Annotated in this window: 19 protein-coding genes and 1 tRNA gene; 4 read left to right on the top strand and 16 right to left on the bottom strand. The window is 60.5% G+C overall.

Features of this window, described 5'->3' with window-relative positions; translation table 11 throughout:
* Both ASD00_RS28325 and ASD00_RS28320 read right to left on the bottom strand, forming a co-directional pair.
* Positions 1–393, bottom strand: a 393-nt coding sequence (locus tag ASD00_RS28325; RefSeq protein WP_156585845.1) for an alcohol dehydrogenase catalytic domain-containing protein, incomplete at its 3' end; no start/stop codon positions are given.
* 80 nt (positions 394–473) lie between these two features.
* On the bottom strand, positions 474–872 hold the full coding sequence (locus ASD00_RS28320; RefSeq protein WP_025426701.1) for a helix-turn-helix domain-containing protein: 399 nt from the start codon (positions 870–872) through the stop codon (positions 474–476).
* Positions 873–1,122: 250 nt separating this feature from the next.
* Here ASD00_RS28320 and ASD00_RS28315 point away from each other — a divergent pair, with 250 nt between their 5' ends.
* Positions 1,123–2,067 (top strand): DMT family transporter, encoded by a 945-nt coding sequence (locus tag ASD00_RS28315; protein WP_082523756.1) that lies wholly within the window; start codon positions 1,123–1,125, stop codon positions 2,065–2,067.
* Between the two features lie 28 nt (positions 2,068–2,095).
* Here ASD00_RS28315 and lipB read toward each other — a convergent pair whose 3' ends face one another.
* On the bottom strand, positions 2,096–2,815 hold the full coding sequence (lipB, locus tag ASD00_RS28310; RefSeq protein WP_038576894.1) for a lipoyl(octanoyl) transferase LipB: 720 nt from the start codon (positions 2,813–2,815) through the stop codon (positions 2,096–2,098).
* A 194-nt stretch (positions 2,816–3,009) separates the two neighbouring features.
* Here lipB and ASD00_RS28305 point away from each other — a divergent pair.
* Positions 3,010–3,094 (top strand) — tRNA-Leu (locus ASD00_RS28305).
* A 122-nt stretch (positions 3,095–3,216) separates the two neighbouring features.
* Positions 3,217–4,629, top strand: a complete 1,413-nt coding sequence (locus tag ASD00_RS28300) for a tyrosine-type recombinase/integrase (RefSeq protein ID WP_156585843.1) — start codon at positions 3,217–3,219, stop codon at positions 4,627–4,629.
* On the opposite strand, the gene ASD00_RS28295 is transcribed toward ASD00_RS28300, so the two are convergent.
* The 12 genes from ASD00_RS28295 to ASD00_RS28260 all read right to left on the bottom strand — a co-directional run bounded on the left by ASD00_RS28295 (position 4,589) and on the right by ASD00_RS28260 (position 8,829).
* Positions 4,589–4,810: a hypothetical protein gene (locus tag ASD00_RS28295; RefSeq protein ID WP_057210518.1), complete on the bottom strand. Its 222-nt coding sequence runs from the start codon at positions 4,808–4,810 to the stop codon at positions 4,589–4,591. The two genes, ASD00_RS28300 and ASD00_RS28295, sit on opposite strands and share 41 nt — an antisense overlap.
* Positions 4,807–5,403 carry a DUF4326 domain-containing protein gene (locus ASD00_RS28290; RefSeq protein WP_057210517.1) on the bottom strand — a complete coding sequence of 199 codons (597 nt, stop codon included), beginning with the start codon at positions 5,401–5,403 and terminating at the stop codon, positions 4,807–4,809. The genes ASD00_RS28295 and ASD00_RS28290 overlap by 4 nt, the downstream gene beginning before the upstream one ends.
* Positions 5,403–5,579, bottom strand: a complete 177-nt coding sequence (locus ASD00_RS40465; RefSeq protein WP_156585841.1) for a hypothetical protein — start codon at positions 5,577–5,579, stop codon at positions 5,403–5,405. Before ASD00_RS40465 ends, ASD00_RS28290 begins: the two co-directional genes overlap by 1 nt.
* The gene (locus tag ASD00_RS28285) at positions 5,576–6,016 is read right to left on the bottom strand and encodes an ASCH domain-containing protein (RefSeq protein WP_057210515.1); all 441 of its coding nucleotides are present in this window, start codon (positions 6,014–6,016) and stop codon (positions 5,576–5,578) included. The genes ASD00_RS40465 and ASD00_RS28285 overlap by 4 nt, the downstream gene beginning before the upstream one ends.
* Positions 6,009–6,179, bottom strand: coding sequence for a hypothetical protein (locus tag ASD00_RS41035; RefSeq protein WP_164474999.1), 171 nt, complete (start codon positions 6,177–6,179; stop codon positions 6,009–6,011). Before ASD00_RS41035 ends, ASD00_RS28285 begins: the two co-directional genes overlap by 8 nt.
* Positions 6,179–6,520, bottom strand: coding sequence for a hypothetical protein (locus ASD00_RS28280; protein ID WP_156585839.1), 342 nt, complete (start codon positions 6,518–6,520; stop codon positions 6,179–6,181). Before ASD00_RS28280 ends, ASD00_RS41035 begins: the two co-directional genes overlap by 1 nt.
* Positions 6,517–6,687 (bottom strand): hypothetical protein, encoded by a 171-nt coding sequence (locus ASD00_RS40460; protein WP_156585837.1) that lies wholly within the window; start codon positions 6,685–6,687, stop codon positions 6,517–6,519. The genes ASD00_RS28280 and ASD00_RS40460 overlap by 4 nt, the downstream gene beginning before the upstream one ends.
* Positions 6,684–7,022 (bottom strand): hypothetical protein, encoded by a 339-nt coding sequence (locus ASD00_RS28275; RefSeq protein WP_057210511.1) that lies wholly within the window; start codon positions 7,020–7,022, stop codon positions 6,684–6,686. Before ASD00_RS28275 ends, ASD00_RS40460 begins: the two co-directional genes overlap by 4 nt.
* Before the next feature lie 79 nt (positions 7,023–7,101).
* Positions 7,102–8,013: a DUF2303 family protein gene (locus ASD00_RS28270; RefSeq protein ID WP_057210510.1), complete on the bottom strand. Its 912-nt coding sequence runs from the start codon at positions 8,011–8,013 to the stop codon at positions 7,102–7,104.
* Between the two features lie 36 nt (positions 8,014–8,049).
* Positions 8,050–8,403, bottom strand: coding sequence for a hypothetical protein (locus ASD00_RS28265; RefSeq protein WP_057210508.1), 354 nt, complete (start codon positions 8,401–8,403; stop codon positions 8,050–8,052).
* 17 nt (positions 8,404–8,420) lie between these two features.
* On the bottom strand, positions 8,421–8,609 hold the full coding sequence (locus ASD00_RS40455) for a hypothetical protein (RefSeq protein WP_156585835.1): 189 nt from the start codon (positions 8,607–8,609) through the stop codon (positions 8,421–8,423).
* A 4-nt stretch (positions 8,610–8,613) separates the two neighbouring features.
* Entirely contained in the window at positions 8,614–8,829 is a 216-nt protein-coding gene (locus ASD00_RS28260; RefSeq protein ID WP_057210507.1) for a hypothetical protein, read from the bottom strand.
* A 380-nt stretch (positions 8,830–9,209) separates the two neighbouring features.
* On the opposite strand from ASD00_RS28260, the gene ASD00_RS28250 reads away from it, so the two are divergent.
* On the top strand, positions 9,210–9,506 hold the full coding sequence (locus ASD00_RS28250; RefSeq protein WP_057210505.1) for a hypothetical protein: 297 nt from the start codon (positions 9,210–9,212) through the stop codon (positions 9,504–9,506).
* On the opposite strand, the gene ASD00_RS28245 is transcribed toward ASD00_RS28250, so the two are convergent.
* On the bottom strand, positions 9,503–10,219 hold the full coding sequence (locus ASD00_RS28245) for an XRE family transcriptional regulator (RefSeq protein ID WP_244496152.1): 717 nt from the start codon (positions 10,217–10,219) through the stop codon (positions 9,503–9,505). The genes ASD00_RS28250 and ASD00_RS28245 overlap by 4 nt on opposite strands.
* Positions 10,220–10,287 lie beyond the last annotated feature (68 nt).

The raw sequence follows: 10,287 nt of genomic DNA, 5'->3' as shown, positions 1-10,287 counted from the left end.
CTTGTCCTTGCCGATCGAAAAGCGCGAGGTGCCATCCGGCATCAGGCCCTGGCCCTGGGTCGAGCGGATCGCCGTGCACAGGTTGGTCTTGCGCGACAGACACGACGGGCAGGTCCGGCATTCCGGCGTATAGAGCGGGATGACATGGTCGCCCTTCTTGACCGAGGTCACGCCCGGGCCGACATCAACGACGACGCCGGCACCCTCATGGCCGAGGATCGCCGGGAACAGACCTTCGGGGTCGGCGCCGGAAAGCGTGAAATCGTCGGTGTGGCAGATGCCGGTCGCCTTGACCTCGATCAGAACCTCGCCGGCCCGCGGGCCTTCGAGCTGAACGGTCATCACTTCCAGCGGCTTGCCGGCCTGAACGGCGACGGCGGCGCGTACATCCATCTATTTTCTCCTTGAACTAACAATGATTTCGGGTGGCATCGACAGAACGGCCAATGTCGCCCGTTGGAATCGGCAATGAACTAACGAATAGTCTGTTGAACGCGATTGAGCTCTATCTCAAGAGCGGCAATGGCCCTGCCAGTCTGTTCGTGCAATTTCTTGACGAGAGCCAGCTGCTCTCGAAGGCTCTCGCTCGAAACGGTCTTCGTCTCATCATCCGGCGCGCGGCCCATGCCGGCGATCAGCCAGGCGGGCGTAACACCGAGCACGCCGGCGAGCATGAACAGGCGGGTGGTGCGCGGCTCCGCACGGTCGCGCTCCCAGGCGGCAACCGTTTCCACTCTGACGCCGAGCTGATCGGCAAGGTCCTTGGTCGAGAGGTTGGCCGCGTCGCGCGCGCGCCAGATGCGCCCGCCCAACGTATCTCCGTCGCCGGTGTCGCGCAGGCGAGCAATCATCGTTTCGGTGGACAAGCGCATGGATATCTCCTTTGCCACGGTCACGTTCAAAGGTCCCGGTTTCTGATCAGAGAAGTAAGAGCGCTTCTCCTCCGGGGCGGAAGATGAAATGAGCTTATAGGCATTCGGCCCGTCAGGGACCACCCCGCAGCGGCAAAAACACGGTCAAAAGCGGCTCCGACCATGAAACATGTCTTACCGTGTCGTACCCGTATGCGTTGAAAAGTGCTGCGAACGTTCTAAAGTGGCGCAGCCCAATCGGAACAAGCCCATGACCGCGTCTGCATCGACAGCAGCCAATCCCCAGAACACGGTAATGCAGGGCGTCGCCATCATGCTCTTTGCCATGATCATCCTGCCAGGCATGGATGTGATCGCCAAGTACATGGCTGTCGTCGAGGGCATGGCGCCGGCACAGGTGACGTTCTATCGATTCTTCTTCCAGCTTGTCGCCACGCTGCCCTTGCTCATTACCGTTGGTGGTCTGCGGGCGCTGCGCCCGAAAAGGCTCTGGCTCAACCTGCTGCGCGGCGTTCTTCTGGCGGCGGCGGCCTTGTTCTTCTTCATTTCGGTGAAATACATGCCGCTCGCCGATGTGTTCGCGATCTATTTCGTCGAGCCGTTCATCCTGACCTGCCTGTCCGCGCTGATCCTGCGCGAGAAGGTCGACTGGCGCCGCTGGCTGGCAATTGCCGTAGGTTTTGCCGGTGCAATGATCGTCATTCAGCCCAGCTTCGCCGTCTTCGGCGCAACATCGTTGCTGCCGGTCGCCTGTGCCTCGGTCTTTGCCTGTTATCTCCTGCTGAACCGGGCCGTCGGAACGGCCGACAGCCCGCTGACGATGCAGACGATTGCCGGTATCGGCGGAACGCTGTTCATGGTGGGGGTGATTGCGATCGGCGATCAAATGGGTGTCGCGGACTTCGAGCCGTCTCTGCCAAAGACCGCGCTCGGCTGGGCGCTCGTCGTCATCCTCGGCTCGCTTTCGGGCTATGGCCACCTCCTGGTGGTCAAGGCCTTCCAGGCGGCACCCGTTTCCCTGCTGGCGCCGTTTGCCTATTTCGAGATCGTCACCGCGACAGCGCTTGGCTATCTCATCTTCGGAGATTTTCCATCGGTCTCGAAATGGCTGGGGATTGCGATCATCGTCGTGTCAGGACTTTTCATGATCTGGCGCGAACGACGGGCCAGGGATCGCTTCATCGAAGCGCCCTGAAACATCCCTCTTCCTAATAGTCCCAAATTCAGGCTTGGTCGTTGCGGGTCGGGCCGAAGACCGTTTCGAAGGCTTCGCGCAGGCGCATGTCCACATCCGGCACCATCACCGGCAGGCCGAGATCGACGAGGCTGGTGACGCCGTAGCCGCGGATGCCGCAGGGCACGATGCCGCCGAAATGGTCGAGATCCGGATCGACGTTGAGCGAGAAACCGTGAAAGCTCACCCAGCGGCGCAGGCGAATGCCGATCGCCGCGATCTTGTCTTCAGCCGTAGACCCGTCCGGAAGTGACGGTTTCTCCGGACGGCGAACCCAGACGCCGACGCGATCCTCTCGGCGTTCGCCTTTGACGTTCATCGAACCAAGCGTCGAGATGACAACGCTTTCCAGCGCGGCGACGAACGCCCGCACGTCCTGTCGCCGACGCTTGAGATCCAGCATGACATAGACCACCCGCTGGCCAGGGCCGTGATAGGTGTATTCACCGCCGCGGCCGGTCGCAAACACTGGGAACCGATCGGGCATCACGAGGTCTGCCGCGTCGGCGCTGGTGCCTGCGGTATAGAGCGGCGGGTGTTCCACCAGCCAGACGAGCTCGTCGGCGGTGCCGGCGGCAATGGCGGCCGCTTCGCGCTCCATCGTTTCAACCGCCTGTGGATAATCGACGAGGTGATGGGCGATCCGCCAGCGAACCGGGGGTGATTCCGGGGGGGCGAACATGTCCTGGCTCAGATTTTCGCGCTGCATTTCCGTCTGCATTCCTGTTTTGATCCCCTGTACATGGGACGGCGCGCGACAAGAGTCCAGCGTTTGCAGGGCTTCGCGGGGAGGCTGTTGAAATAGTTTCTTTTCCCGTCAAATTTCTGTCGTCATGCCCTTGTGCACCCCAGAGGCTTTTGCTACATGCAGCCCCGCCGGAGCAATTCGGCACCTACCACGATGCGGTCGTGGCGGAATTGGTAGACGCGCAGCGTTGAGGTCGCTGTGGGGCAACCCGTGGAAGTTCGAGTCTTCTCGACCGCACCATTGACCTAAGGGTCATCTATTTGATTTTCCCATACAAATAGGCATTCCCCTTCGGGGGGAATTGACGTTTTCCCCTTTTCTGCACTACAGATTGCACCACAAAGCCTCCCTTAAGGATCGCCGTGGGCAATCGTAAAAAGTCAGCCGTCGTCATCGCTCGCGACCCAATGCGCTATCTGAAGCCGCGAGGCTCGAAGTGGCATTACATACGCCGCGTGCCCGCGAACTTCGCCCATATCGACGGCCGGGGACTGATCCAAGCCTCCTTGAAAACTTCTTCGCTGGATGTGGCCCAGCTCCGTCGCGACGCACTTGAGCGGGCCGACGATCTGTTCTGGCTGGGCCTTAGTCACGAGCACCCGGAAGATAACACGCACACTCGATACCAAGCCGCTAAGGCGAGGGCGGTCGCTCTGGGGTTTGAATACAAAGGTGTCGTCGATATCGCCGACAGCGCACCGATTGCTGAAGTCGTGCAGCGGCTGGCCGTTGCAGCGGCGGCGCCAGCGCGTGACCGCGAAGCTGTGCTCGGTGTTGAAGGGCAGCCAAAGCTAACTGTCCGCAAGGTCATGAAGCTTTATGTCGACGAGATCGGACTAGAAGAAACCGTTGGGATGAGCCCGGCGCAATTGAAGTCGTGGCGGAAGGTGAAACTCGCCGCAGCCGAACGCTTCATCGAGGCGATGGGCAACAAGACATTTCTGGATCTCACCCGCGTCGACGCGATTGAATATCATCGCTGGTGGCGAGAGAAGATTGCGGCCGGAAAAAAAGGCGCGAAGCCCCAGCCGGAAGCAGAGAAGGACGGAAAGGCTGCGGCGGCCCCAAAGAAGCTTTCGGGCAATACGGCCAATCGCAGCTTTGGCAATATCCGCAAGCTGTTTCGCGAATACACCCGCTATCTCGCGCTCGACATCAAGAACCCCTTTGATGACCTTTCATTCAGCGACCCAAAGAGCCTGAAGCTGAAGGTGCTGCCGTTTTCACAAGCCTTCATGGAAAAAAGCTTCCTCGCGGCCGGAAGCCTCAAGAGCTTGAACCGTGAAGCCAGGCTGATCTTGCTGACGATGATCGAGACCGGTTGCCGGCCTTCGGAGATCTGCAATCTGACGCCCGCTCAAATCCACCTCGACGCTCCGGTGCCTTACCTGCAGATAATCTACCGGCCCGACCGGAAGGTGAAGACTGAAAACAGTGTCCGTGATGTGCCGCTGGTTGGCGTCTCTCTGGAGGCGATGAAGCGCGCTAAAACCGGTTTCCCGCGTTACTTCGACAAGGAAACCAATCTGTCAGCGACGCTTATGAACTATCTGAGAGACCACAAACTTTTGCCATCGGCAAACCACCGCGTCTACTCGGTTCGTCATGCCTATGAGAAGCGAATGCTGGAGGCTGGTTTTGACGATGAATTCCGCCGGCGAATTCTGGGGCACGATACCGATCGGCCCGACTACGGCGATGGCGGCGAGCTGTCGTGGCGCCGCGATCAGATGCTTAAGATCGTGCTTCCGTTCGATGCTTCGATTCTCGGCTGAAGGCGCGCGCAGCGGCCAGTCTGTCAGTCTTGCTGCGCATCGCCTCCAGCTCGCGCTCTAACCGCTCGAAGATCGGCCAGAGCTTATCGCCCCAGCTTTCCTGCTCCATGATGAGCGCGCAGTTGGCCATTGCCTCGCGCAGGTCATCCTCGGTCACCTTGGGGGAGATGCGGCTGGTCACCCCTGCATCTCCTCGCGTGCCGGGCTGTTTGCTATTTCGAGCAGTATGTCGGCGTGGCAGGGTTCACCGGGCTTGCACCAGCAGGCGAGGTTCTTGCCCTTCAGCTCGCGCCGGATCTCCGCCGCTGTCGGCGGCTTTCCCATTTCTGCGATCTCGCCTCCGAGCCATGCGTCAAAGCAGCGGACAGCGTGCTGCTGCCACGTGCCCTCGATGGGTTTGCGACCCATCTCTTTCCATATTCCCTGCAGATCTATGAAGTCCTGTTGCGTGACGGGATTGCCGTATCTGGACGGGCGCGCGACGTTGAACGCCGGCAGACCGTTTGCCTCGACGCTATGGCGCTGAAGGTTGAAGCCCTTCGACCTCGAAAGCTGAAGGCGAACCGGCTCAGGGGCGGTCGCGATCGTAACCCCCATTTTGATGACGCGGTCGATCGGCTCCATCTCTTTCAGGGCATCGATCAGCGCCTTATCTGCGCCGAACGTTTGCGCGAGCAGGCATGCCCTGGTGCGCGCCTGAAAGAAGCCGGCCCGGTGGATCGCCTTTTGGTATCTCTCCCGGCGCCGCCGGTTGGTGCGGTTCTGTTCGCCCATCAGATGCCCCCAACATAGGCGGCGCACCACGAGATCACGATGCAAGCGACGGCTGCCCATATGTGAGCGTTCTTGTCGTTGGCTGCGATCTGGCCTCGGCCGATCTGGAACATGGCGAGGATGCCGGCCGCGAAGAACATGAGCGCGAAAAAGTAGGCGATGGCAGCGGCGATCATCGGTGCGGGCCTTTCAGGTTCTGCCGCCAATTGAACATGCCGAGCGCGCCGGTGACCGGGATGAACTCGACGGGGCGAGGGTTGGCGAGCTGAAAACCATAGGCGCCGGTGTCGTTGCCGAAGAACCACGGGCTTTCGGACTGGCTGACGCAATCGACGATATCGACCACGCCGACGATGCCGCCACGCGGCAGTTCGGCGAGTGCGGGCATGGTCGTGCCCGGCGGAAAGGGCTGCGTCTCGCTGATCTCGTGCACCGTGGCGAGGCAGTCTGCGAACTCAGCCTTGGTGAGGCCCTTGGCTGCATGCAGCGCGATCGAACCACGGAACCGGGTGCGCCAGGAGCGGTTCTCGATATCCTTGCCCGCGTGAAGGATGCACCATGCCCACGGCTGGCGGATGGAGAGGGCGAACTGAGGGATAGCGGGATCAACCATTGGCCTTCTCCCTGATGAGCTTCACTTTGCGGATAGCGCCTTCGGTGACGTTGCGGCGCTCGATGGCGACCTTGCGGGCATCGGCAACGCAGGGCGCTTCGATGTCCAGCGGCAGAAGATCCGGGTCGTGGAAGTGGATGCGGAACGGCTGAAGCTCGCTCATTACATGAACCTCACGCCGGTTACGGGGAAGGCGCGGCGCTGGTCTGCGGTCGCGACGAGAAAGAAGGCTTCCGGGTCGCCGGCCTCGACGTCATCGACCGGGCGAAGCCAGAACTGAGTGAGGACGGCGCCGCCGGCTTCGTCGATGATCTCGCGTGCGTCGGTGGCGAATGCCGGCGACAGGTCGTTGAAGGCTTTGACGATGGCCTCCTCGGCGTCGCCGGCGAGTGTGAAAGGGTTCACGTGGCCGCGCACGAATGCGGCAAAGGGCTCGCCCTGGTCGGTAACGAGTGCCTGCCAGGCGTGCTGGATGGCGGTGGCTTCAAGCATTGCTGCGCTCATTTCCTGGCCTCCTTCACGAGGTTGATCTTTTTGACGAAGCCGCCGGGGTTGGCGACGCGGGCTTTCTGTTCGGCCAGCATCGAGTTGCCGGCCGTGAGCACGATGGTTTTCCCGCCGTGAAAGAAGACGCGGAACAGGGGGAGAGTGGCGCTCGCGGTCTCGCTCATGTCCGCTTCTCCAGCGCCGCCCGGTGCATGGAGATGGCCGCGACGGAAAACGGGCGAACGTCGGCGCCACCGTCCTTGCGGGAGCGCCAGCGATAGATGACCGTCTTGCCGGTGAGAAACTCGATGCGGCCCTCGTTGCGGTTGCGCAGCCAGCGGGGGCGGCGCACTGCGAGGAATACTTCTGCGCGGCGCTCGGTGGTGTTGAAGGCTACTGCGATCTCGGCGGTCGAATTGCCGGCAAGTACCATGCGGCGAATGCGGTCAATGTCTGTCGGCGTCAGGTTTGCCGGGAATGCGCTCGTGCGTTCGGGCACGGCGATGCTGCTTGCGGACATGGCTCTATCCTCAATCGGTCAGGTTCAATTGTGAGAAAGGGGTGAGGGCGGCCGTAGCCGCCCTATTGCCGACGGCTAATCAGCCGGCGGACATCTCGGGCGCGCCCTCGAACTTTGGCAGGCCCGTTTCGGCGGCGGCGCGGGTCAGGTCAGAGCGCACCTGGTCGGTGATGTAACGATCCGGCCGGTAGAGCTGGCAAATCCACGTTAAGGCGCCCTCGCGCAGACGGTAGCGCAGGCGCACCGGAATGCGGGTGGGCTCGCCCATGAAGAACGGTGAGATCTGCAGGATAAAGACACCGGGAACAGTCAGCGGCTCGCCGCTGGCGTTCTTGTGATCTTCCTCGAACATGATCTGGCTTTCGCCCGTCTGCAGTTTCACAGCTTGCTTGACGCGGGTCTCAGCGTTGACCTGCAAGCCGCGTGACAGGAGCACAATGTCATTGGGAAAGCCGACCTTGGCGCCGAACATGCGCTCGAAGTCCTCTGCCTCATTGAGATCGGGCGACGACAGGTCTGCAATGTGATCTTCGATGAACTCGGCAAACACCGCCTGGTTCATTCCTTTGCCATCGACCCCCAGCCATGCTCTCCATTCCTCGGACAGCGGGAACTGGTAGTGGATGCGGTGCTTGCCGTTATCCGGGCCGTTCGCGTCGTGGTAGTCGATCACAGCCGTCAGGGCCGGCTTTTGCCAGTCGGTCTGCGCGAAGATGACGCTGTTGTCCTGCTTGTGGCGCAGGATCAGCTCGATGAAGGATTCGAGTGTCTCGGCGCGAGCCGTGCCCACCTTGCGCTCCGGACGGGTGCGCCAGGGTGCCAGCTGATCGTGAAGGCCGATGACCCGGCCGCTATCGGGATGCACGAGGGCAGGGATGGCAGCCGGCAGGCCGTTGATCTTCTCGGGCAGGGTGATCGAGATCACCTTCATCTCCGACTGCTTGGCGAGTTTGGCGACGGCTTCGACCGCGCCTTTATCCAGTTGTTCCACGGTGTTTCCTTTCGTGGCGTTCGAGTTTGGAGGGGCTTACTGACTCTGGCGGTTGGGCTCTTCGGAGGAGACCGCGCGCGGCGTGAACATGTCGTGCTGGCGCGGGTGCTCGGTCGAAAGGGCACCGTCCTCGACGACCCAGAAAACGGAGTTCTTGCGCGGGCGCTTCGGCGTGATGGAGGAGAAATCGGCGGCGATCGTCGCCATGCCGTCCTTCACGGTGAAGCTGAGTTTCAGGGTGGTGGAGCCCTTGAACGTCGCGCCCTGGCTGCCTTCCGACATGTCATAGAGCTTGTTCAGGGTTTCGCTGACCTCGCCCGACAGGGCAGGGTTGAGCTGGCCGTTTTCCAGCAGACCGATGATCTGGCTGAAATCGCGGATCTTCTTCATGAGGGTTCCTTTCGGGGTCAGGCCACGATGCGCCAGAGGGCGAAGAGGGCGACGGTGAGAAGGGTGCAGGCGATGCCGCAGGCCACGCCGCGAAGGAACTCGCTCGCCTGGTCGGCGTGCTCGATCTCGCGGCGACGCTGATCGAGGTATTCGTCGGGAAGGACCATGTGCGGGCGCGTTCCCGCGAGGCGTGGTTGCGGCTTCATGGCGCTACGCCGCGTGGCGGGCGGAAATGCGCACGCGGACGTGACGGGCGGATTGCTCGAAGGCGAGTTCGCGGGCGGCGTCACCGTATTTGACGAGCTGCTGCTGCGTGAAGCCTTTCAATTTCATGGCAGTTTCAGTGCAGCCCTCACCGAGCAGGCGCATGGCGTCGGCCATGGAATGGATTACCTGTTGCGGGGTGTTGCCGAGCGGGTTCTGCATGGGTTGTCTCCTATGGGTTTCGGGTCGATGCATCTGGAAAATAAATCCAACTTGTGAAAACGTCAATCTAGTTATGGATTTATTTTCCAATCGATTGATTCGACTCGACTCTCTCGGGGTTCTCTGGATTTATGAGAACCAAAGGAGAACAAACATGTCTGTCGCGCTACGCTATCAGCCTCGAATTTTCGTTCTGCACGTCCGGTGCGAGAACTGCGTAAGGGAAACTTCGAGGGTGGTTGAGGTGCCGCCGGTCGACGATGCACCTTGCGACGTCGACGAGTTGGTCGAGAGCGGGGTTCTCTCCTCGCTTACATATTGCTGCACTCAGTGCGACTGCAGAATTGGGCAGATCATTGGAGTTAGTCAGGAGCGAAACTATGCCACATGAGGTAACGGAGTTTGTAATTGTGCCGCCAGTTGATCAACGGGCGCAGATCCATGGGGCGAAGGAGCGGTTCGTCGATTACCTCGTCCGGCGCTTCCCTGGCTATGCGTTCAAGGTTTCGGCGGTCGCCCCCGTAGGAGAGATGGATTGCTACATGATCTATCCGATCATGAACTTTCTTGGACCGGACGGAAAATCCTACATGTGCACCAAGCCGCCGGCATGGTTGCTCGGCGAAATCAGTCGCGCATGCGATGACTTTGATGTCGAGCGAAGCTTCGCCGCTTAGTAGGTGAATTCGTTCTGGACGCGTCGAACAAGGCCGATGACTTCGACCCGCGTGCCGTCATCGGCGTCCGCGTCTCGTTCGACTACGATCGGCTTGTGCTTCGGATTCGTCGATCTGGGATGAAACTCGGTGCGACCTTCGTAAAGTTCAACCTGCTTCACTGACCATTCGCGAGTATGTCCGCCGTCACGCGTGCGCTCGACTATGACGACCATCGCATCGCGAAGAACTGCTTCGTTTGCCACGTCTTCGTATGCAACGGCGATCACCCGGTCGCCATCCATGATGGGTCTTGGCCGAAGGTTGTTCATTGAGTCCCCGGAGACGTCGAAGACGATTTGCCGGGCCTGAGGAAAGCGCTCATCCGGTGGGACCGAGATCAAAACCGGCTCCGACTGATCGAACTCATCAACTTCACGAAATGCTCCAGCCTCCACCCGGCCTACCACCTGGGCAGCGACCATCCTACCGGGCATCAATGTCAGTTCGCTTTGTGCGACCTCGATGCCATCTCGAAGCCAAAGGAGAGGGCGCTTGATCGTGCGTGCCAGCGTGTCCAGCACATCCCCTCGCGGCTGCTCAATATCGCCTCGCAGGTACTTGTTGATGTTGTCGTAGGGAATGCCTGATCGACGGGCAAGCTCGGCCTTGTTCCAGCCAAGTTCCTTACGTCTCTCGTCCAATCTTTTCCACCAAGCCATGGTCGCCATCATAGTTTCGGAATTATTTTCCGGGTTGGATTTCACTTGCCTTGTAAGTGGATTTAAAATCCATTATTGAT

This window comes from Ensifer sp. Root31 (genome assembly GCF_001424825.1).
Taxonomy (GTDB): Bacteria; Pseudomonadota; Alphaproteobacteria; order Rhizobiales; family Rhizobiaceae; genus Ensifer; species Ensifer canadensis.
This window is presented reverse-complemented; position numbering and strand designations above follow the sequence as displayed.